Genomic DNA, 21636 nt, shown 5'->3' on the forward strand with positions numbered 1-21636 from the left:
AGACACGATGATCTGCACAAACACACCAATAAATCTACCAATGCATATAGGGAAACATTGAGTCTCTAAACACCTAATCTCCAATTTCACGCACTACCATCAAACGCTCTTCTGTCATATCCGCAATTGCCCAGCGTACCCCTTCTCGACCCAGGCCGGAATCCTTTACGCCGCCATATGGCATGTTGTCCACTCGCCAGCTAGGTACATCACCAATCACAACGCCCCCAACTTCTAAGGTATCCCAAGCTTTTTGTGCCCGATATAAGTCTTTGGTAAAGATCCCTGCCTGTAAGCCAAAGGCACTGTTATTCACTCGTTCCAATACCTCATCATAATCATCAAATGGCTCCAATACGGCCACAGGGCCAAAGGCTTCCTGTTGAACGACAGAACACTCGTGGGGCACGTTTTCTAAGAGCGTGGGGTCAAGCATGGCGCCATCACGGCCGCCACCACACAAAAGCGTAGCTCCGTCTTTAATCGCCTCATTAACCCAACCCTGCAGTCGCTTGGCCTCTCCTTCGGAGATCATCGGGCCAATAAAAGTCCCCTCCTCCTTCGGGTCCCCTTTCTTGAGTTTCCTCGTCCTCTCTACTAAACGCTGTTTTAACTCCTCATAGAGGCTTTTATGGCCATAGATACGCTGCACCCCAATGCAGCTCTGTCCAGATTGGTAGAAGGCCCCAAAGATCAGGCGCTGTACGGCATCATCCAGGTCCGTATTCTCATCGATCACACAGGCTGCATTACCGCCCAACTCCAAAACAACCTTCTTACGCCCTGCCCTGGCTTTTAAGTCCCAGCCCACCGCAGGTGACCCAGTAAAGCTGAGCAACTTAAAGCGGTCATCCACGGTAAATAAGTCGGCACCCTCTCGGTGACAGGGAAGTACCGAAAAAGCGCCCTTGGGCAGGTCGGTTTCCGCCAGAACCTCGGCAATGATCAGTGCACCGATCGGCGTTCTACTCGCAGGCTTCAGTACAAAAGGACAACCAGAGGCAATGGCAGGAGCCACTTTGTGTGCAGCTAGATTTAATGGAAAGTTGAAAGGCGAAATAAAGGAGCAGGCGCCCACTGGCACACGTTTCACATACCCCCGGTAGCCCCTGGTATTCTTGGAAATTTCAAGGTTGATAATCTCACCATTGATACGGACAGACTCTTCAGCGGCAACCCGAAAAGTGTCGATCAGGCGTGTCACTTCACCACGAGAATCATGAATTGGCTTACCGGCTTCAATACACAACGACTCCGCCAGCTCTTCAAAGCGCTCATGAAAGCGCTTTACACAGTGATTAAGTACATCCTGGCGGCGATAAGGTGGCAGCTTTGCCATAGGTTTTTCAGCCAAAAGCGCCCAATCAATCGCACTATCAATTATTTTGGCATCCGCAATGGCCACATGAGCTGCAACTTCACCAGAGTACTTATCCGTAACCACAAGATCTTTATTGGCGAAAACCGCCTCATTTGCTAGGTAGTAGGGGTAGGCCTTTTGCAGCACGATTCTTTCCTTTTAACCGGTGGCAAGAAATTAGCAGACGCTCTGAGTTACTGGGCCGGCGATAAGCTTCCCGAGTGTATAGGTTACGGCTGACCATTAATCAACCGAGGCATATGGATCAATTAGATAGGCCAATAAGGATAAATGCGTATAGGAAAGACAAGCGAGAGAAAAGCTCGCCAGAACGGAGCGGAAAGAATCGCCACTCTTAAGCAAAGTGGCGATTCTGGAAAATAACTATTGGTGGTGTGGATTACTGCTCGGTAAGCCACATATCTTTCGGTTCATAGTTGAACTTTTTATACGTCTTCTTCTTGGTCGAAGGGTTGTCAGATTTCTTATCAATATTGTAAACGGTCCAATTCAGCTCATTGTGGTTGAATTCAATGACCGCGTAACCATATATAGCGCTGGAGAAATCTTTAATATGCGGGTTATTCACCTGCACACCACCATTGAGTAGAGAGGTGAATACAGCACCTACATCTCGGCCCCTTTCCACCGTATCGTTTAAATTCGGTGAGGAGATCGATGGGGTCATCAGCTCAATGCCCACCAGGTTATCGTAGTTCCAGTTACTGATCTTGTTAAAGTTCACTTTCAGATAAGAGGCAATGCTGGTGTGCAGATCCCCGGTCAAAACAACAAAATTATCGGTACTGCTGTCTTTAATGCTGGAGAGTATCTTTTCACGTTCCCACTGATATCCATCCCAGGCATCGTAATTGGCAAAGACCAGTGGCTGCCCCAGAGCGGTGCCGGCCAGTTGCGCCAATAAGGTCTGATTACCCCAGACTTTCCAGCGCGCCGAAGAATTGACAATGCCATCGATCAGCCAATCGCGCTGGGTTTTACCCAACATGGTTTGGGATTTCTTTTCATAGTCGGTGCACCAGTAGTTCTCCCAGGCACTGCCATCTTTGCAGGGCTCTTTAGTGCGATAGGTACGGCTATCCGTCATGTACAGGTCTACCAGATCGCCAAACTGGAAGGCGCGATAGATCTGTAAATAGTCAAAGGCGTGACTGGCCGCCTCGTCGACTTTCACACGCGCAGGTACATATTCAATCCAGGCCTGTTGCGCGTCGCGGCGCAGCTGACGCAATTGCTCCGGGTTGTTATCTCCGGTTTGGAAGGGATGGGAAGGCACACCTAAGGTATCGCGCTCGTAGTCCCAATAGGCGTTATCTGCGGTTTCATGATCATCCCAAGTAATGATAAAGGAATGCATTTCCATGGCACGCTGCAGATTTTTATCCTTGCGGTACTCCCGGTAAATGTGACGGTAATCCTCAAGGTCCATCGCCACGTTACCGCCGGAAGGCAGGCTTAATGGGTGAACAATGGCATCTTCGAAACCTTCGTATTGCGCATACTCATAGATAAAATCACCCAGGTGCAAAACGCAGTGTACATCCTCATCCGCCAGGTGGTTATAGGCGTTGTAATAACCGGTGGTGTAATCCTGGCAGGTCACCACGGCCATCTTGATACTTTCCAGGCCGCCCGTGGGTAGAGTGTGGCAGCGGCCGGTGCGGCTGCACAAGACACCGTACTTAAAGCGGTAGTAATAACGCTGGTTGGGGGAAAGATACCCTTCCAGATCGAGGTTTACGGTGTAATCCCGGTCCGCACTGATGTCCTCGGCATTCACCTGAAGGCTTAAAACCGGCTGAGTAAACGCCTCGTCCAGGGCCACATCAACGTACAGGATTTCACCGGGCACATGGGCTGCCGGGTTGATATGGGTCCAGAGCACAACCCCGGTCTGGCTGGGGTCGCCCGAGGCAACAGACAAATCAAAGAGCAAGCCATCCTGGTCTATGTCATAACCCGATGGACTCCCACTCAGGTTAAAGCGTGCATAGGTTTCACTATTGCTGGCCGCCAGAGAGCGAACGGTAAACGGTGTTAGCAGCGCAAGCCCCATTGCCTGGACAAATGTGCGACGAGAGACAGTCATAAACCCCAACTTCCTGTTTGTTATTTAGAATTCAAATAATATGAAGTGGCGCGCATTTTATAGGAGAACGTACCAACAAAGAAGTCGGGTTATTCTACAAAAAGAGACTTTTTGATGAATTATTATCCAATAAGACCTTATAAAAGTAACAAATATCATCCTTGATCGTTTAGACAGCTACACTTTTATGCCTAAAGTAGCCCCCAAGAATTCCTCTTTTACCCCCATTTTCTTCACGTAATCTATCCACTTCAAAGAAATTCCAATAAACAATAACTGATCTACTGTATAAAAATTCGCCCTCTCTTTCAGGATCTGACTTATGCGAGATGTCGCCGTTGTCGCCTACTGTAGAACCGCCATTGCCAAGGCAAGACGCGGTGCACTCAACCAGACCCATGGTATTCCCATGGCTGCCCATGTCATTCGGGAAGTGACTGCTAGAGCAGGCCTGGACCCACAGGTAGTCGAGGATGTCGTACTCGGTTGTGGGCTCCCTGAAGGGGCCACCGGGCACAACATCGCGCGTAATGCCGCCCTGTTTTCCGGCTGCGGTACCGGTGTCCCCGGACTGACGATTAACCGCTACTGTGGCTCCGGCCTGAATGCCGCCTCAATCGTGGCAAACCGAATCGCCAACGGAGAGATGCAGGTGGGTATTGCCGGCGGTGTAGAAAGCATCAGTCTCGTGCAATTCAATTTGAACCTGAACCACTTTGTCTATGAGCCCCTTCAGCATCAGTTTCCCGGTGTTTGGTGGACCATGATCCAAACCGCGGATTACGTTGCGGATCGATACGCTATCGGGCGGGAAGCGCAAGACGCTTATGTGGTGGAATCGCAAAAGAGAGTCGCCGCAGCGATCAGCGCGGGTAAATTGGCTCAGGAGATCACCCCCTTCGAGACGGTGATGTCGGTAAAAGACAAAGAGACCGGGGAGATTTCCGAAAAGACGGTATTACTGACAGAAGATGAAGGTCCCCGCCCCGGCACCACCTTAGAGGGGCTATCCAGCTTAGAGCCAGTCAATGCGCGAGGTACCGTAACCGCGGGCAATGCCTCACAGCTTTCCGATGGTGCAGCGGCTGTCGTCATGATGGATGCTGAGCTAGCCGCACAGAAAAACCTAACTGTTCTCGGCTTATTCCGGGGGATGCAGCTGGCTGCGGTAGCCCCCAAGGAAATGAGCATTGCCGTGGCGCCAGCCATTCAGCGCCTGATGAAACATCACGGTCTTGCCATGGGCGATATTGACCTTTGGGAGTTGCACGAAGCCTTCGCGGTTACCACGCTTTTCAACCAAGCGGAACTGGACACGCCCTGGGAGATAACCAATGTCAATGGTGGGGCCATTGCTCTCGGCCACCCCTATGGCATGTCCGGAATTCGCTATCTTGGCTCCACCTTAATGGAGCTGGATAGGCGGAATAAACATAAAGCGATTATCGGCGTCTGCACGGCGGGTGGTATGGCAACTGCGGCGTACTTGGAGCGCTCATAAAAAAAGTCGAAGGTCGTTCAGGTTTCACGGATGTACGCTCCACCCTTTATGAGAAAGCTCATTATGTCTCAATGGAAATCCATCATTACCCTACTGGTCTTTTTGTTGCTACCACTGAGCGCGCAACTACAGGAGAGTATCAAAGGGGTAACATTTAAAACCCTGGTTGCCTCTACCAAGGACTGGGCTGGCGATACTCTACCCGCGCCAAAAGAAGGACAACCCGAGCTTAGCATCGTACAAGTAACAATCGCCCCCGGTGCACGCCTTCCTGTGCATAAACACCCGGTACTTAATGGGGTCTATGTCGCCAAGGGATCGCTGAAGGTTACTTTATTAGATCGAAAGGAAACCGTCACTCTGGATGAGGGGAGGGCTTATATCGAGGTTACCGATAAGTGGCATTATGGACGTAACGAGGGTGTTAACCCGGTTAGCCTTATTATCTTCTACTCGGGGATAAAGGGTGTTGCCAATACCATTTATAAAGATGAGCCGGAGAAGAATAAACAGTGACCTCAACTTATCAGAGCGGTTAACCATACTCTCATCCCAAGTTTCTAGCAAAATGAGCGTTCGCCCACACTTCAGGCACCATCTTCTTGTAAGAAGATGGTGCTAAAATCGACTAAACCTCGCTTATAGTACAAAAAATGTCTTTTCTCACTTGGGGTAACCGATGCCTTGCAACCACAACAACCAATTGTGCCCTGGTCCGACACTAAACGGGGCTTTAACAAATACGTGTACGCACTGCCTGGCAGATTTTTTAGATAGTCAAAGATCTGAAATCAAGGCAATGCTTGATAACCATAAAACCGCTTGGCAAATGATGTCCTCATGGACAAAGAAACTGGTTGCATTTATTGAGCGGTTATATGAAGACCAATTTACAACTCATGGTTGTCCTTCCGATTTTTCCTTTTGCATAACGGGCTCTGGTGCCAGGAGTGAAGCTTGCCCTCAATCAGATCTGGATGCATTTATCGTAGTGCCCAAAATCACCCAGAATCAAAAAAAACAGTGGAAAAATATCAACCTTGCCGTTAAAAAACGATTGGACGATATCAATGATAGCCGCGTCAAAACACTCCGCCCTGGCAAAGGTTTTGTTTTTTGTACCGGAGGACTAAATCCACTGGGAATGGTTACAAAGAAATGGATGGAGAGAAACAACAGGGATGGCCTAATCAAAAAAGACGGTATTATTTTTGACCTTACTAATACCACATCGGCCCTTAGCGGGCTTCTCGAGGAGTACTACCGGTATCCAAGTGACCCTAAACGAAACCTACGAAAACACATTGTGAGCGGACTTCAGGAATGTGCTCACGCTTTTGGCAATCCAAAGTTACACAGAGAGTTGGTTGATGAAGTTAAATTTGTTTTAGGTCAGCAAGCTATTGAATTTGGCTCTAACACGCTGCTTTCAAGGAAGAGAAAACAGGGACTGCAGGCTATGCAGGTTGCCATTAATGATAAAAATTTCCAGCCACCCGCGCCCTATTCAGATATTAAACGTGTAAAGCGTGAGTTTTATCGAGCCCCACAATTTATACTGAAAGGACTTGCCTGGTTCTATGATGTCGACGAAGTCAGCTCTCTAGCCCAGCTATCCATGCTAGAAGAGATGGGGAAGCTCCACCCAAGCAGAGTTGTTCATTTCCGCAAAGCAATGTCTGAAGCACTGAGAGTTAGGGTTGCTTCACACATTATTACTGGTGCGGAATTTGACAAAGTCCTATCAGCCTATGTAACACCTAATAAGAATCAAAGTGCCTGGCTAAGATTGAACTCAGAACAGTCGGCCATGCTGGAGGATGCCGCAAATAGTGTCAGACTAATCATTGGTTGGGCTAATGAGTTTGCCAGCGTGCAAGGACGGACACATGGTATTCGCGGCAACCCATTCTCGGAGCCGCTCCTGATCAAATAATGAACCATAGGTGGCGCTTATGTTGGAAATCTAGGTTCAACTACCAAGCGGGATTGGGCCTGCCTGGACAATGACCAAAGGCAGTGAGTGACGCAACAAAGCAATGGCCAATTGCCCAGCCAAACTGCCCCAGGGCGCCAGCGCTGCTTGGGCTCTATCTCTTGGCGTCTTGCTCATCTTGATCTATCGTATCAATGGGGTTAAAGCGCCCTGAAAGATGTATTAAGTCGACACTAATGACCACCAGGTTAACCTCGTAGCTGGAGGAATAACCATGCTCAGGCTCAGAGAGAGCCATTCCTACGACGACCTCTTAAGTTGCTCCCCCCATAAGCAGCCCCAAGCCCCCCTCAATGGTGAGCCGCTCTAATGTGGGAGACAATCCACGACGGCTTCACCTTTCTGTTCGCGCAGAGCCGGGGTGCTCTGTTTATCATGTTCTGGATAGTGATCTTTCTGGAACTGCCTCGGTATGTCTTCTCGTTTTTTACCGCGGTTTTCTTTTTTGCTTCCAGGATTGAGAAGGAGGTGGACTTAGAGAAAATCGGCAAAATTTCGGTCATTATTGCCGGTCACAACGAGGAGGAGTCGATTGAGAAATGTGTGCACAGCCTCTGGGCACAGAGTGTCAAACCCTATGAGATCATTGTGGTCAGCGATGGCTCCACCGATGGCACCAGAAAAATCATGTCCAGTTTATTGGCCAGGGGGCTTATCCAGGGGGCTCACGCTACGGAGCTCAGAGGCGGCAAGGCTTCCGCATTAAACCTGGGGATACGCTTTTGCACCGGCGATATCGTCATTACCGTGGACTGCGACTGCTCCTTTGAGCACCACACCATGAAGGAAGTATTGCTGCCTTTTGAAGACCCCAAAGTCGGCGTGGTTTCCGGCAATGTGTTTGTGCGCAATCCCCACGACAACCTGATTACCGCCTTCCAAACCATCGAATACATCATCAGTATCTCTCTTGGTCGGCATGCGCTGGCCATGATCCGGCAGATGTGCTGTGCATCCGGTGCCTACAGCGGCTTTAGGAAGACCGCCATTGACCAGATTGGCGGATTTGATTCTGGTGGAGGCGAAGACCTGGACATCACTTTTCGCCTGCGCAACTACGGCTGGGATATCGCCTTTGCCCCGGAGGCCATATGCTATACGGATGTACCCACAAATATTTTAACTCTGATTCGCCAGAGGCTCCGCTGGGAGCGGGATGCTGTGCGTTTGCGCTACCGCAAGTACCGCCACTTTATCAATCCTTTTCAGCGCCGCATAAAATTCGAAGAGTTCTTCCATCAATTTGAGTTTTTAATCTTCAATGTGGTCGCCGCAATAGCGCTACCCATCTATTTAATTTGGCTGTTTGTAAGCTACGGGAGTAATGCCTGGTTTATTTTAATCGGAGCCCAAATCGTACTCATTATGCTGGATTGTCTCACCTTTGCCCTCGCCTCCTACGCCACCTATAAATTCAGCACCTTCGCACTTTGGCCCTTTCTTATTGGCTACAGTATTCTCTATGTCAATCTGATGCGGGTAGTGCGGCTCTATGCCTATGTGCAGGAGTGGATCTTTAAAACGTCCTATGCTGACTCTTTCGCCCCCTCCAAAGTACACCGTGTTAGGGAGTAAACCGCAGAGGCGGTCACCCCTCCCCCGCAGACACGCTCAAATGCCCTCGCCAATACTGTCGGTCTCACCTTGCTGACCAAACAAGTCGCTTTCAGTCAGTGCCCGTGGCCAATTTATCGCTATTAGTGATATCGCTGCCCCGGAACTGCCCCCATACCATCCACTGAGCACCAGCAGCCGCCCTCTTTTCAGCCGGGAATTGGCGCTTCACACCACATGGGCTATCGTTCTACGTGAGGCAGAATTTTCCCTGCCAACCGTGCGAACGAGACCCTTTGTGGCCTTTGATGCCCCTTGTGTAGGAGAGTTGACCATATCCTTTCTCGGTGATGCCTATAACTACTTTCGCTGGCCCAGCGACTTCAATACGGTACACCCAGGCATTGAACAGTGTGATGCCCTGGTGGTTGAGGAGCCCATGACTCCGCAGTGTATTGAAAAGCTCTGGAACAGCCAGATTGGCCTGCACCTGCTGCCGGTTATTGACCTGACCGGCACACTGGGTGCCAGGGCGGATCTGGACGCCTCCAATACCGTTAAGGCAGATCCTGTAGAAATTGGCAAGCTGATCGACTCGTTTAACTTCCGCCGCTCCCAGCTTCATCCCGATTTCCAAAACCCCCAGAATGATGACGATAAAATTCTGGCTCGCATCTTTGTCTCTGGGGCCAGTTTGGCCCCGAGCTACCAACCGGATTCACGCACAACCGTATGCTTCAACACTCTCTTGGATTCCGAAAAAGTATTGAGCGAATGTGCAAAAATGATGACGGCGGAACTGCTTTCGGGCAGCTTTTTCGATCGCAGGCATATCTGCAATGGCTGTAGCGGATCTCAATTTAATGTTCGTGAAGAGTGCCCGGAATGTCGATCCCCCTACTTAACGGAATCTTTCTATCTGCATCACTTCAAGTGTGCCTATCTGGGCCCCGAGGAAGACTTTCGCCAAGGGGAATATTTGATCTGCCCCAAATGCAGAATGGAAATGAGCCATTTTGGTAGCGATTACGATAAGCCCGGCACAATACTGATTTGCAACTCCTGTGGAAAGACCAGCTCAGAGACAGAAGTTGGTTTTTTATGCCTCAACTGCGACACACATACGGATGGGGACTCGATCAAAACCGGAGATGTATTTCGATACAATTTAACCGAAAGGGCTGTCCACTACCTACACGCTGGTCATGCATTCCTGGAACTCACCCAGCAAAGCCCTATCTTCGCCGGGCTTCCCTTCGAGCTCATTGTGGTTTTAAACAAGGAATTGAAACAATGGAAAAGCAAGGAGAGCGAGTTTGCCCTGCTCTGCATTAAATACGAGAATGAATATCTTGTAGAACAGGAACACGGTAATCGTCAGTTCTTTCATAGCCGCAATCAGTTTTTCCAGAGCTTAAGCCACTCCCTCAACAAGGTTATGAAAGGGAAGTACCCGGTTACCGCCGCCAAAGGCAGACTCGAAGATTTTATCCTGGTAAGCCATATCAACCAGAAAGACCTGTACAAATACAGTGAGGAGGCCGGGCAAAGGGCAGCCAGTGCCTTGCGCCTGGATGTGGAGCCTATCCTTCAGGTCTATGGCCCAGAGGACCTAAGCTGATGTGGGAGGGCATTCAAGATGGCTACTACTACCTTATCTCCCAGAGCTATACCACGCTTTTTTTGATGCTATGGGTAGTTGTTATTTTTGAAATCCCTCGCTACCTCTTTTCATTTTTTACCGCCTTAATATTTTTCAACTCGAAACCAGAATTTGAGGTAGACACAAAGAGCTTAGGGAAAGTCTCTGTCACCATTGCCGGCCACAACGAGGAGGATGCCATAGAAAAGTGTGTGCTCAGTTTGTGGGAGCAGAGCCACCCTCCCGATGAAATCATCGTGGTCAGTGATGGTTCTACCGATAGCACCAGAGAAAAAATACGCAATTTGTTAAGGCGAAGGCTTATCCATGGTGCGCATTCAACAGAGCTGCGCGGAGGAAAATCCGCCGCCGTAAATCTAGCGCTGCGCTATTGCACCGGGGATATCATTATAAATGTGGACTGCGACTGCTCCTTCGACTACCACGCAATAAAAAACATTTTGCATCAATTTGACAATCCCCAGGTAGGTGCAGCTTCAAACAATATCTTAGTGCGCAACTGGGATGCTAATTTACTCACGATCTTTCAGGCCATTGAATATATTATTAGTATTAGCCTTGGCAAGCACGCGCTTTTTATGCTGGGGCAGATGTCTTGCGCCTCTGGGGCTTTCAGCGCTTTCCGAAGAACAGCGCTGAATGAGGCTGGCGGCTTCGATTCCGGTGGCGGCGAAGACCTGGATGTCACACTGCGTCTACGCCATTACAACTGGAAAATAGGCTATGCGGCCGACTCCATCTGCTATACCGATGTGCCCACAAATCTGGCCGCCCTGATTCGGCAGCGGTTCCGCTGGGAGCGGGATGCCATCCGCCTGCGCTTCAGAAAGTATCGCCACTTTATTAACCCTTTTGATCACCGTGTTAAATTCAGGGAGTTCTTTCACCAGTTTGAGTTTCTGTTGTTTAATGTGGTTGCGATCTTAATACTACCCGTGTATCTGGCCTGGCTATTTTACAGTTACGGCTCCAACGGCTGGTTTATTCTTATAGCGGCCCAAATGGTCCTTATCATCATGGACCTTATTACCTTTACCCTCAGCGCGATCGCCACAAATAAATTTAAGGCCGCACCATTTTGGCCCTATCTGCTGGGCTACAGTATTTTTTATGTCAACCTGATGCGTATCGTTCGGCTCTACTCTTATATACAGGAGTGGGTATTTAAAACCTCCTATTACGACACCTATTCACCTTCGAAAGTACATCGTGTGCGCGAGTAAGTACAATGAGAACCATACGAAAACACATCCGCCCGGATAACCTCGATAGTGAAATACGCCCCCATCACAGCGCTATTGGTAGAAGAATCTATATTGGCGTACTCATCCTATTTGCGCTGGGTATCATCCGCTATTTATTTGGGGATATGTTTCTGCTCAAGGGCGATGGACTGGTACTGCGCGATTATGCCGCCGTTGAAATGGGCTATATCACAAGAGTCACTGCGGTAGAAGTCGATGAGGGTCAATCCGTTAAAGAGGGAGACTTACTCCTTAAAATTGAATCCATGGAGCTGCTAGAGCGATTGGCAGATCTCTCCGCCCGTCAGGCCAACCTGATACAGATCTCCGCCGAATTCACCCTGCTGTCTGAAACGGCCAAACAACTGCTGGTCCCGGCGGAGCATCGCAAGCGCGAAGTGGAAGAGATCATCGCACGCATTAATAAGCTCGCCGATAAGGGCTTTATCAGTAAGATCAGCTACCAAGAGGTGCTTAGGGATAATTTCGATGCCGGCCAAGCGCTCGTCAAGATTCAAGTAGAAAGCACCACTTTAGATAAGAAAAGAAAAGCCGTGGAGTCGGCCATCAAAGTTTCTGCCGAAGCTTTTCAGAAATTGAAAAAGCACTATGACGATGGCCAGGTCCGCAGCCCCGTATCCGGATTGGTTGGGGCCACAGTCCCCTCTGTGGGGGATGTCTATCGCGAGGGGGAGCCCCTCATGCAGGTATTCTGGGGCGAGCCCTATGTATTGGCCTACTTGCCTCGCCGCTATCTTCTCTCAATCAAACCGGGAATGGTTGTAACGTTAAAGAGTGGCCGCTACAAAGACAAAGGGGTTATCTCTGAGTTACTGCCCCTTTCGGCACAACTCCCGGAAGAATTCCAAAATACCTTTAAACCCCAGGAACGGAACCAGCTCGCCAAAATTACCCTCACAGACCCAGAGATGTTTCCGGTTTCCGAAAAGGTCAATGTCACTCTGGAGATAAACTGGAAGGACATCATAGTAGAGAACTTTATGAACTAAGCCCTCTCTACTCGGCATAGGCGCTGAGTGCGCTCTTCAGCCACTCCGGCAGAGGGACCTTCTGCTTATTCGTGGCCGATAGAGTGACGTAGGTGATCGTTGCGGTAAAAGCCAGCACGCGAGGTTGGAGACAAGCCTCCACCTGCAAGGTAAACGAGTGCTTGCCGGTCATTAATACGGCAACCGTTATCTGTAACTCCTGATCCCAGGTAACCGGGGTCAGGAACTCGAGATTAAAGGCCCGCACCGGAGTGAGGACACCGCGCGCCTTCATGGTGGTAATGGCCGGTCCCTCCAAGAGCGCCGTCATGGCCTCATGAGTGGCCTCCAATGCGAAATGAGAAAACCTAGGCGTATAGACAATCCCTTCGGGATCACAGTCTCCAAACAGCACCTTGCGCTTCACGGTTATCATTGGATTTCTCTTTAGGCTGAAAGATCGCTGGACATTCTATTTCAGCCCCCCCCTTCCAATCCTGCCAAAACAAATAACCATTCCGACCAGCTACTATTGAACGCCTTATTTTTCCAGCGCGGACAAAGTCAGAAGGGTCACTTCCGGTGGGACAAGGAATCTTACCGGCAGGATACTGGTGCCTACCCCAGGGCTGACATATAGGTGCTTACCCTCCTCCACAATATGGCCAATCGCATAGCGCTGCCCATAGCGGGAGGGCACAATCGGTCGGCCGAGAAAAGGGAAATACACCTGTCCACCATGGGTGTGTCCGGCAACGGTCAAGGCAATCCGCTTGGGCATTTGAGGAAAGATATCCGGGTTATGGGTAAAAGCCAGGATCGGCGTATTCTCATCAATACCCGCCATTGCCTTGCCGATATTGTGTGGTCCCTCCCAGAAATCACTGATGCCCACCAAACGAAAAGCACAATTCACGTGGGCAACTTCTGTGGATGCATCTTCGAGTACCCTGATACCTCGACCGGAGAGCGCCCGCTCCACCCTTTGCGGGTCCAGCCACCAGTCATGGTTGCCCAGTACTGCAAACACGCCCATGGGTGCCTTTAGCCCGGCAAGGACTTCGGCCGCCTGCTCAGGTGTTACAAAAGAACCGCCGAGTACACCCTGGATGACAAAATCACCGGGCAGAAGCACCAGATCTGGGCGGCTGGCGTTTACCTGGCGAACCAGCTTCCGCAGGCTCTCGATTCCTTTATAGGGGGAGCCCACATGTAAGTCGGCCAACACGGCCACTCGCACCCCACTGCAGGCTTTAGGCCAAGTGTCCAAATACACTGTCTGCGCATTGACACTGAAACTCCTGGGTTCAGCGAAAAACGCCCAGATGGCAAGAAATAGACCAATAAGTAAAACAAGGGAGAATACAACGCGGTACTTTCTCAACAGGCGGACTCCAGGCTCACAGCTCAATATCCCAATTATTTTTTATGCGAGTGATACGCCGCTTTACTCTTGATGACATTCACAAGCAGAGAGTTCGCGCACAATTTCACAAGTGTCGCTGGAACCCGGCCCAGCACACTGACCGCGCAAGGCCAGTAAGCTTTTTCGCAATTGCCCAAGCGAGGCCATTTGTTCATTCACTCTACGGATATGCTTATCCACAAGCGTGTTGATTTCAGCACAATGTTCATGCGGTTGCTCCCTAAGCGTTAACAGATTACGGATATCTTCCAGTGGCATATCGAGAGAGCGACAGTGGCGAATAAAACGCAGTTGCGCCAAGTGTTCCTCACTATAGAGGCGATAGTTACTGTCGGACCGGTAAGGTTGCGGGAGCAGCCCCACCTGCTCGTAGTAGCGCACCGTTTCTACCTTGCAATCCGTCCGCTTGGCGACCTCGCCTATCCGGTACAGCATGCTGATACTCTCTTGACTCTATAGTTACTAGAGGGATTGTAATGCTGTCTCACTCGTTGAGTCATCCGAGAGTTAACCATGGATAAACCAAATTCACCCTGCGGCTGTGGTGATGCCACTGAGCCTCAACAAGCGCCCACTAATGGTGGCCGGAAAGACGGCGAAGTTTCTCTCTTTTCAATCACTAAGATGGACTGTCCCACCGAGGAAAGTCTAATTCGCGCCAAGCTAACGCCCCTCAAAGGGATTCATAGTCTCGACTTTAATCTGGTACAGCGCACTCTGCGCGTGGGACATGCCCCGGGTATGCAAGAGCAGATCCTGGACATACTCGCGCCACTGGACCTCAATGCCAAGCGCGCCTCCCCTGCGGATACTGACAGCGCACCACCTGCCGCAAAAGCCAACTGGTGGATCTTGGGCGCTGCGGGCGCGGCCGCACTGGCTGCCGAGCTGGTGTTTTGGCTTCAGGGCGGCAATAACTGGCTAGTGATGCTGCTGGCCCTGGCGGCCATTGCCGGCGGTGGCTTATCCACCTACAAGAAAGGCTGGATCGCACTTAAAAACCGCAACTTGAATATGAATGCGCTGATGTCCATCGCGGTCACAGGCGCCCTTCTGATCGGCCATTGGCCCGAGGCCGCCATGGTGATGGTGCTCTTTACCCTAGCCGAGCTGATTGAAGCCAAATCGCTGGATCGGGCCAGAAACGCCATTCGCGAGCTGATGGACCTGGCCCCGGAAACCGCCACGGTACTCGAAGAGACCGGCGAATGGCGGGAACAAGATGCAAAAACTGTTGCCCTCGGTGCCACAGTCAGAGTCAGGCCCGGAGAGCGCATCGCCCTGGATGGGGAGGTTATCAAGGGGAACTCTGCGGTTAACCAAGCCCCAATTACCGGCGAGAGCCTGCCGGTGGATAAAGCGGCTGGAGACAACCTGTTTGCAGGCAGCATCAATGAATCCGGTGCGCTGGAATACAAGGTCACTGCCACGGCCAATGATGCGGTACTCGCTCGAATTATCCATGCGGTTGAGGAAGCTCAGGGCAGCCGAGCCCCCACACAGCGGTTTGTGGATCAATTTGCCCGCTGGTATACGCCCCTGGTGTTTGCGGTGGCGCTGGCTACGGCGCTGATTCCACCCCTGTTTTTCTCCGGCGCCTGGATGGAGTGGATTTACCGCGCCCTGGTATTGCTGGTAATCGCCTGCCCCTGCGCCTTGGTCATTGCCACCCCGGTCACGATCGTCAGCGGCTTGGCGGCCGCGACCCGCCACGGCACCCTGATCAAAGGCGGCGCCTATCTCGAAGAGGGACGCCGCCTGCGCTGGGTAGCCCTGGACAAGACCGGCACCATCACCCACGGCGCGCCCGAGGTCACCGATTTCGAGGTTTTGACCAATGGCGGTGAAGAGCGTGTGAGAAGCCTCGCCGCCAGTCTCGCCTCGCGCTCGGATCACCCGGTCTCTAAAGCCGTGGCGAGTTTTCTCAGCCATAAAAACCTGGAAACTCAGGAAGTGGAAAATTTTGAAGCCCTTGCTGGCCGCGGAATTCGCGGAGAGATCGCCGGTGCCGGCTACTATCTGGGCAATCACCGCCTGGTAGAGGAGCTAAAGGTTTGCCGCTCGGAACTTGAGGATCAGCTCTCAAAATTGGAGTACCAAGGCAAAACCGTCGTGATGCTGGTCGGTGAAAGCGGTGTTTTGGCGCTATTCGCCGTCGCCGATACGGTGAAAGAGTCCAGCCGCAAAGCCATTGAGGAACTCCACCAGCTGGGGGTAAAAACCCTGATGCTAACCGGAGACAACCAACATACCGCCGATGCCATCGCCAAGGAGGTAGGCATTGATCGGGCTCAGGGCAATCTGCTCCCTGAAGACAAACTGCGCGAAGTTGAAGCGCTAGCCGGTCGCGGGCGAGTGGGCATGGTGGGCGATGGTATCAACGACGCCCCGGCCCTGGCTCGCGCCGATATCGGCTTCGCAATGGGTGCCACCGGTACCGATGCCGCCATAGAAACTGCCGATGTGGCTTTGATGGATGACAATCTGGGCAAAATCGCCAGCTTTATTCGCCTCTCGCGCACTACCGCCCATATTCTTTGGCAAAACATTATCCTCGCCCTGGGCATCAAAGTGATCTTCCTGGCACTCGCCTTTGCCGGTGAGGCCTCTATGTGGATGGCGGTATTTGCGGATATGGGCACCAGTCTGTTGGTGGTTTTCAATGGGCTGAGATTGATGCGGAAATAGCTGCGAGCACGAGATATCTCGAGTGAGATGCCTTGCTTATGGCTTAGCCGCATTTTTATTAGCTTTAAAACACCAAAGTATCCTTGGTGAATCCAGAGTTATACAATGCTTAGCTAACCAAAAAAATACCAGGAAATTTTGAAGAATTAGTAATGAAAAGGTTCGTTTTATTATGCACGATTGTTCTCTCTGGCTGCATTGAGTCCCCATTAACCAAGCGTTGCAGTTCCTATGAAGAGTGCCCACAGCTTATTGACTTCTATAGGTACAGCGCAGAGGAAAAAGCCAAAGCCAGGAAAAGAGGGAATCCTGTACCTGTCTACAAGGCTCAACCAATATACCCAACAGAAGCACTGGTAAATCATACCGAAGGCTATGTAATCGTTGAGTACCTTGTTAACAACAATGGCGATCCGGTTAACCTGAGTATTGTTGAGAGTATTCCGGCCGGCTTCTTTGAAGAAGCGGCCATCGAGGCGGCCAAGCATTTCAAATATGAAAAGAGCCCCCAAGAATACAAGAACATTAGAACAAAGGTCAGCTTTAAAATAGACAAAGACCAACCTAGTAACAAAGAAAAATTTTTAGAATGGTTACTGTGGGTGCTGTATTAAGAACGCTCTGCAAGATAAGTGTCTAATCCTACATCACGTACCACACAAGTCAGAGTTCAGATCTCCATACGTATTTATCTCCACTTTCGTTTCATCGTAGTCTTTACAGGTAGCTGAATATTGCCAAATTGGTTCTTAATTATTCCGAGGTTCCTTAACTATCGGAGCGAAGAAGTATCCTTTGTTCCTCTTGAGAAAACAGATAGCCCACTTTCAAGCCCTTATAATTACAGGGCCAGCGCTGCGGCACTTAAAACAAGCAATCAATGAATATGCCGTTATTAACGGTTTGATATCTTTTTTCACTTTTAATGATATCCAGTGTACGACTTAATCGATATTTATTATCTTTACTTTAACGGGATCACATTAACTCAAGCATATTAATGCAACAATTACATCCTAATATTATAGCGGCCTATATGGTCAAGGATGTCATCTGTGGGGCATAAAAAAAAATACATTACCAGGCTTCTTTTTAGTCTTTCTCTTACCTTGACTATTAGTTGCAGTGGTAGTGGTGGTGGTGGTACCTCCACTGGGAATGACAGTAATGATATTGCGGTGGTTGAGCCTCTCTCCGATCGATCAACAGCATTCGGGGTTGAGTTTGATAACGAAACAATAGACACAGGAGAGGGTATTTTTCCTCAGTACCCCATTTATTGGGATGAGCACCCTTACGAGTATACCGGCTTTGCCAATCTCAATGCCTACCTATGGGATAGAAAAAACTGGTGGAGAGCCTATTTTGGATTTGATCCTTACGAGCTTGACACGTCAAAAATTGAATGCGCCATGCTGGAGGCCTATGAGGCCTTTCGGATGGATGCTGCTCACTGGGATATCTGTAATTTTACATCTCAAAATGCGGCTGGAGGTCCCGGAGCAGATGGTGATCCGATGGGTATGGAATGGATTCCGCGCTTAGATTGGGATGAAGGAATATCTGGGGGGCATTTTCAAGCTTCAAATCAACCAACGCCGCGACGTTTTGCCGCGGGCTATTTTCGTGAATATCGCGTTGACGATGGTGTAGGGCTCGGATATAACAAAATAGTGGTCGATCATTTTAATGCTGAATCTGCCTTATTAGCGCGAGCACAAGTCGCTGCTACGCAAGTTTCTGAGGGGGTTTACACCGCCATTGATGTTGCCGCCGGAGGTTTGCACACCTGTGCATTACTAGAAGGCGGATCGGTTCGTTGTTGGGGCGCAAAGCATTGGGGGCAATTGGGTGATGGCTCTGGCGCAGAACAAAATGGAGTAATTTTAAAAGGGAAAAGTGAACCCAGCACCATTGTTGGCCTTGCGGAACCGGCTATTGATATCGCTGCCGGCTACGCACATACCTGTGCGGTACTTGTAAGTGGTGCTGTACAGTGCTGGGGTGCTAACTATTACACCCAATTGGGTAATGGAGTAGACGGGAGTTGGCGTTACGCTTGGGAGTTAACTGAGCCCATGATGGAAACATCGCCAGTTTATGTTGTTGGTATAGATAATAATCCGATTGATGATGTCGTCAGTATTGAAGGAAGCCATTCGGTTATGTGTGGCCTAAAATCGGGGGGCGACACGGTGTGCTGGGGACGCACAAGAATCCATTCACCACGCGGAGAGCTTGCGCTTGAGGAAACGAACAGAGAAAGAGCCACAACGATTACCGGATTGGAAACGGCCACTCAGCTGAGTCCGGGGGGACTACATACGTGCGGTCTTTTAGATAGTGGTGCTGTTCAGTGTTTAGGGGCAGATTTTCAAGGGCAATTGGGTGACGGTGATAGCGATGGCTCATGGTTATTACAGCAACACTCTCCCTCGTCAGTTGTGGGAATATCCAATGCTAAGGCAATTTCCTCGGGAGGCTCCCATAGCTGTATCATTGATAATACCGACAAGGTGTTCTGCTGGGGCAACGGCGCTATTGGTCAGCTAGGCCCGGGTATTACTGGAGAGTATTGGTGGAATCAATACAGTGCCACACCAGTGGAAGTTGCACTGCCAGTCACCCCGGTAATGATTGAAACAGGGGGTGCTCACACGTGTATTGTTTCTGACACTTCGGAGGTGTGGTGCTGGGGCAGTAAATATTTTGGCAAACTCGGTAGCGGTAATGATCTACCAGCTAGTGAAGGCGAACCTGTTCAGGTGGCAAACCTTGATAAAAATGTTATCGCTATTTCAAGCAACCATGCTCATACCTGCGTTGTTCTGGATGGCGGTCAAGTACGCTGCTGGGGCTATAACGCCTTTGGCCAACTAGGTGAAAGTGGCTCTTTTGTTGATCGTAGCACTCCAGTCATAGTAAAGGGATTTTGATTCATAATTATATCGAGGCATTTGAAACCTTCCGCTGTTAGTAGGGCGGCCTACTTCATTAGGGGGGAGGTTTCTATTTGAGGGCGCTCGATAGAGAGCAGCGTAGCTATATTACAATGCCTTTTGTCAGTGCAGGATTACAGTGGCGCTGATCAACTATGACTTCGCTACCAAGGCTAGCGAAATTATTGATCAGAATATAAAGGCATTCATTTGGATTTATGAAAACAGCAGCCGCTAGAATGTAATCCTTAGAATATTGTAATGTGCGGTCACTCTGCAGGAGCGTTTCGAGCAGAAAAAAACACCATACCGTCCGCATAGTGGGCGGCATGGTGAAAGCCGAGATTACTCAAAGCCCTGCGTCAGTCAGGCAACAATAGGCTTAAGCATGCCGTTCAAGTAGCGTTTACTGTCCCAGGAATAGAAGTGCCGAAGCACTGCCAGCCTCCACCAACAATCACCCAGCTATAGGTAACTAGCCCAACCAATAAAGCGAGAACCGTACTTGCGACTGGGAATCTAATATCTTTATTCGCACATCTCTCTTTCATATTCTTTAATGAGCAAAGCTCTATTACTGCGCTCCCACAACTTCTTTTTTAATAGAGATACCCAACCGCTTCGAAAGGCGAACTAAGTTCCCTCTATCCACAGAAAGCAATTTCGCAGCCCTACTCCAATTCCCGTCACTCTTGATCAACATATGCCCTATAAGTTCACGCTGATAATCTTCAATCGCTGACCTGAGGCTTACTATTTCAAGCGGTGATTGAATCGGCTTCTCAATTTCAGGTTTAGCCGTGATATCATCTGGAATCTCTACGTGCGCGGCGGTGAGTGAAACAATCTCTGAGGGAGATGAACCCTTTCTCGCCTTAAGTGCTGCCCGGCTGATGACATGCTCCAGCTCCCTCACATTTCCCGGCCAACCATAGCGCTTTAACTTACTGGAAGCATCTGCCGATAATCTTAGCTGGCGAAAGCCCAGCTTTCGCCGGGACTTCTCCAGGAAGTAATCCGCTAACAACAAAACGTCATTCTCTCTCTGTGATAAAGGAGGCACTTCCAAAGGATAAACCGATAGCCGATGGTATAAATCTGCCCTGAACCCCCCACCCTCAATCTCCTTTAATAGCTCCCGATTAGTTGCAGCAACGATACGGACATCCACATGCTGAACGGTATCTTTACCAACCGGCTGGATCTCACCACTTTGCAACACTCTCAGCAGCTTACTTTGCACCGCCAGGGGCAGCTCGCCCACTTCATCGAGGAAGATCGTCCCACCATTAGCCAGGAGAAACTTACCTGGCCTCTCGCGATCCGCCCCAGTGAAGGCGCCTTTGGCGTGCCCAAAAAGCTCCGCTTCCGCTAAGGTCTCCGTTAGAGAGGCGCAATTAAGATAAACAAGGGGCTTCTCTCTGCGTGGCGAGAGTCTATGCACAGTGCGAGCCACCAACTCCTTACCAACACCGGTCTCTCCAAGAATCAGAACGTTGTAGTCGGAGCCGGCCACCAGTTCGATATCGCTGCGTAAAGTCTTTATCACCTGGCTTTCGCCAATTAACTCGCCACCATCACGCAAAAAGGCTTCTTGGGTGAGCTCCTTCACCAGCTGCTCGGCGTGCTCTGCTGAAAGTGAGAGCGCTTTTAATTCCAAGGCCGTTTTCAGTGTGGCGGCTGACAGGGCCGCAATCAATTCGAGAGTTCGGTCACTAATTCGTCCATAGGCATCTGCGGCCATGCTATCCAGGGTTAGCAGGCCAACAAGATGGTTATCAGAATAGAGGGGCAACCCCATACAGGAGTGCACAGGCAGATCCCCTTCTCTATCCAGCAGCAACCCATCAAAAGGATCGGGCAGAGCACAGTCCGACGGAAAGCGAACGGGGTTTTCCGAGGCACAAATTTGCGCAAGTCGAGGATGCTCACTGACGATAAAGCGGCGCCCCAGCGTTCGTCTCGCAAGTCCTTGCACCGCTAACGGGGTGAGCACATCCCCATTCAACCCCAGCAATGCGACGGCATCACACTTGATTGCCTTGCGAATGGTGGAAAGTAGGCGTTCGAAGCGGTCACTGTTATTCAGGCTGTTAGCCAGATCCAGCGCTACTTCCAATAGAAGGTTGGCGTTTATATCTGTCATTTATCGATGAGTCCAAACAG

General features: G+C 50.2%; 17 protein-coding genes. 10 read left to right on the forward strand and 7 right to left on the reverse strand.

What is annotated here, in order from left to right:
• Positions 1 to 73 precede the first annotated feature (73 nt).
• Together ACCI51_RS07445 and ACCI51_RS07450 are read right to left on the reverse strand one after the other, a co-directional pair.
• Complete coding sequence (locus ACCI51_RS07445) at positions 74 to 1507, reverse strand: aldehyde dehydrogenase family protein (RefSeq protein WP_371843157.1); 1434 nt, start codon at positions 1505 to 1507, stop codon at positions 74 to 76.
• Between the two features lie 253 nt (positions 1508 to 1760).
• A complete protein-coding gene (locus tag ACCI51_RS07450; RefSeq protein WP_371843158.1) occupies positions 1761 to 3470 on the reverse strand; it encodes an alkaline phosphatase D family protein in 1710 nt (569 codons plus the stop codon).
• 322 nt (positions 3471 to 3792) lie between these two features.
• On the opposite strand from ACCI51_RS07450, the gene ACCI51_RS07455 reads away from it, so the two are divergent.
• The 3 genes from ACCI51_RS07455 (at position 3793) to ACCI51_RS07465 (ending at position 6907) form a co-directional block, all read left to right on the forward strand.
• Positions 3793 to 4971: a thiolase family protein gene (locus tag ACCI51_RS07455; protein WP_299586983.1), complete on the forward strand. Its 1179-nt coding sequence runs from the start codon at positions 3793 to 3795 to the stop codon at positions 4969 to 4971.
• A gap of 63 nt (positions 4972 to 5034) precedes the next feature.
• The gene (locus ACCI51_RS07460) at positions 5035 to 5487 is read left to right on the forward strand and encodes a cupin domain-containing protein (RefSeq protein WP_299586981.1); all 453 of its coding nucleotides are present in this window, start codon (positions 5035 to 5037) and stop codon (positions 5485 to 5487) included.
• Between the two features lie 283 nt (positions 5488 to 5770).
• Positions 5771 to 6907 (forward strand): DUF294 nucleotidyltransferase-like domain-containing protein, encoded by a 1137-nt coding sequence (locus ACCI51_RS07465; RefSeq protein WP_299586980.1) that lies wholly within the window; start codon positions 5771 to 5773, stop codon positions 6905 to 6907.
• Between the two features lie 154 nt (positions 6908 to 7061).
• Here ACCI51_RS07465 and ACCI51_RS07470 read toward each other — a convergent pair whose 3' ends face one another.
• Positions 7062 to 7205: a hypothetical protein gene (locus ACCI51_RS07470; RefSeq protein ID WP_299586977.1), complete on the reverse strand. Its 144-nt coding sequence runs from the start codon at positions 7203 to 7205 to the stop codon at positions 7062 to 7064.
• A 71-nt stretch (positions 7206 to 7276) separates the two neighbouring features.
• Here ACCI51_RS07470 and ACCI51_RS07475 point away from each other — a divergent pair, with 71 nt between their 5' ends.
• From ACCI51_RS07475 to ACCI51_RS07490, 4 genes are all read left to right on the forward strand, one after another.
• A complete protein-coding gene (locus ACCI51_RS07475; RefSeq protein WP_299586974.1) occupies positions 7277 to 8542 on the forward strand; it encodes a glycosyltransferase family 2 protein in 1266 nt (421 codons plus the stop codon).
• A gap of 277 nt (positions 8543 to 8819) precedes the next feature.
• On the forward strand, positions 8820 to 10142 hold the full coding sequence (locus ACCI51_RS07480; protein ID WP_371843159.1) for a TackOD1 domain-containing metal-binding protein: 1323 nt from the start codon (positions 8820 to 8822) through the stop codon (positions 10140 to 10142).
• Positions 10142 to 11407: a glycosyltransferase family 2 protein gene (locus ACCI51_RS07485; RefSeq protein ID WP_371843160.1), complete on the forward strand. Its 1266-nt coding sequence runs from the start codon at positions 10142 to 10144 to the stop codon at positions 11405 to 11407. The genes ACCI51_RS07480 and ACCI51_RS07485 overlap by 1 nt, the downstream gene beginning before the upstream one ends.
• A gap of 5 nt (positions 11408 to 11412) precedes the next feature.
• Positions 11413 to 12438, forward strand: a complete 1026-nt coding sequence (locus tag ACCI51_RS07490; protein WP_299586968.1) for an HlyD family secretion protein — start codon at positions 11413 to 11415, stop codon at positions 12436 to 12438.
• Positions 12439 to 12445: 7 nt separating this feature from the next.
• Here the strand turns inward: ACCI51_RS07490 and ACCI51_RS07495 are convergent, their stop codons facing one another.
• The 3 genes from ACCI51_RS07495 to cadR form a co-directional block, all read right to left on the reverse strand.
• On the reverse strand, positions 12446 to 12853 hold the full coding sequence (locus tag ACCI51_RS07495) for an acyl-CoA thioesterase (RefSeq protein ID WP_371843161.1): 408 nt from the start codon (positions 12851 to 12853) through the stop codon (positions 12446 to 12448).
• Positions 12854 to 12958: 105 nt separating this feature from the next.
• Entirely contained in the window at positions 12959 to 13801 is an 843-nt protein-coding gene (locus ACCI51_RS07500) for a metallophosphoesterase (protein WP_299586963.1), read from the reverse strand.
• Between the two features lie 63 nt (positions 13802 to 13864).
• Positions 13865 to 14278, reverse strand: a complete 414-nt coding sequence (cadR, locus tag ACCI51_RS07505) for a Cd(II)/Pb(II)-responsive transcriptional regulator (RefSeq protein ID WP_299586961.1) — start codon at positions 14276 to 14278, stop codon at positions 13865 to 13867.
• A gap of 78 nt (positions 14279 to 14356) precedes the next feature.
• Between cadR and ACCI51_RS07510 the strand changes: the two genes are divergently transcribed.
• The 3 genes from ACCI51_RS07510 to ACCI51_RS07520 all read left to right on the forward strand — a co-directional run bounded on the left by ACCI51_RS07510 (position 14357) and on the right by ACCI51_RS07520 (position 19467).
• On the forward strand, positions 14357 to 16531 hold the full coding sequence (locus tag ACCI51_RS07510; RefSeq protein ID WP_371843162.1) for a heavy metal translocating P-type ATPase: 2175 nt from the start codon (positions 14357 to 14359) through the stop codon (positions 16529 to 16531).
• 152 nt (positions 16532 to 16683) lie between these two features.
• Complete coding sequence (locus ACCI51_RS07515) at positions 16684 to 17145, forward strand: energy transducer TonB (protein WP_371843163.1); 462 nt, start codon at positions 16684 to 16686, stop codon at positions 17143 to 17145.
• A gap of 441 nt (positions 17146 to 17586) precedes the next feature.
• On the forward strand, positions 17587 to 19467 hold the full coding sequence (locus tag ACCI51_RS07520; protein WP_371843164.1) for an RCC1 domain-containing protein: 1881 nt from the start codon (positions 17587 to 17589) through the stop codon (positions 19465 to 19467).
• Positions 19468 to 20044: 577 nt separating this feature from the next.
• Here the strand turns inward: ACCI51_RS07520 and norR are convergent.
• Positions 20045 to 21616, reverse strand: a complete 1572-nt coding sequence (gene norR / locus ACCI51_RS07525; RefSeq protein ID WP_371843165.1) for a nitric oxide reductase transcriptional regulator NorR — start codon at positions 21614 to 21616, stop codon at positions 20045 to 20047.
• Between the last annotated feature and the right edge of the window lie 20 nt (positions 21617 to 21636).

Source organism: Microbulbifer echini (genome assembly GCF_041447225.1).
In the GTDB taxonomy this organism is placed as follows: domain Bacteria; phylum Pseudomonadota; class Gammaproteobacteria; order Pseudomonadales; family Cellvibrionaceae; genus Microbulbifer; species Microbulbifer echini.

Excerpts from the sequence above, each read along its gene's own strand:
- ACCI51_RS07450 (WP_371843158.1), bottom strand. The coding sequence starts at position 3,470 with ATGACTGTCTCTCGTCGCACATTTGTCCAGGCAATGGGGCTTGCGCTG.
- ACCI51_RS07455 (WP_299586983.1), top strand. The coding sequence starts at position 3,793 with ATGCGAGATGTCGCCGTTGTCGCCTACTGTAGAACCGCCATTGCCAAG.
- ACCI51_RS07460 (WP_299586981.1), top strand. The coding sequence starts at position 5,035 with ATGTCTCAATGGAAATCCATCATTACCCTACTGGTCTTTTTGTTGCTA.
- ACCI51_RS07465 (WP_299586980.1), top strand. The coding sequence starts at position 5,771 with ATGCTTGATAACCATAAAACCGCTTGGCAAATGATGTCCTCATGGACA.
- ACCI51_RS07470 (WP_299586977.1), bottom strand. The coding sequence starts at position 7,205 with ATGGCTCTCTCTGAGCCTGAGCATGGTTATTCCTCCAGCTACGAGGTT.
- ACCI51_RS07475 (WP_299586974.1), top strand. The coding sequence starts at position 7,277 with ATGTGGGAGACAATCCACGACGGCTTCACCTTTCTGTTCGCGCAGAGC.
- ACCI51_RS07485 (WP_371843160.1), top strand. The coding sequence starts at position 10,142 with ATGTGGGAGGGCATTCAAGATGGCTACTACTACCTTATCTCCCAGAGC.
- ACCI51_RS07490 (WP_299586968.1), top strand. The coding sequence starts at position 11,413 with ATGAGAACCATACGAAAACACATCCGCCCGGATAACCTCGATAGTGAA.
- ACCI51_RS07495 (WP_371843161.1), bottom strand. The coding sequence starts at position 12,853 with ATGATAACCGTGAAGCGCAAGGTGCTGTTTGGAGACTGTGATCCCGAA.
- cadR (WP_299586961.1), bottom strand. The coding sequence starts at position 14,278 with ATGCTGTACCGGATAGGCGAGGTCGCCAAGCGGACGGATTGCAAGGTA.
- ACCI51_RS07510 (WP_371843162.1), top strand. The coding sequence starts at position 14,357 with ATGGATAAACCAAATTCACCCTGCGGCTGTGGTGATGCCACTGAGCCT.
- ACCI51_RS07515 (WP_371843163.1), top strand. The coding sequence starts at position 16,684 with ATGAAAAGGTTCGTTTTATTATGCACGATTGTTCTCTCTGGCTGCATT.
- norR (WP_371843165.1), bottom strand. The coding sequence starts at position 21,616 with ATGACAGATATAAACGCCAACCTTCTATTGGAAGTAGCGCTGGATCTG.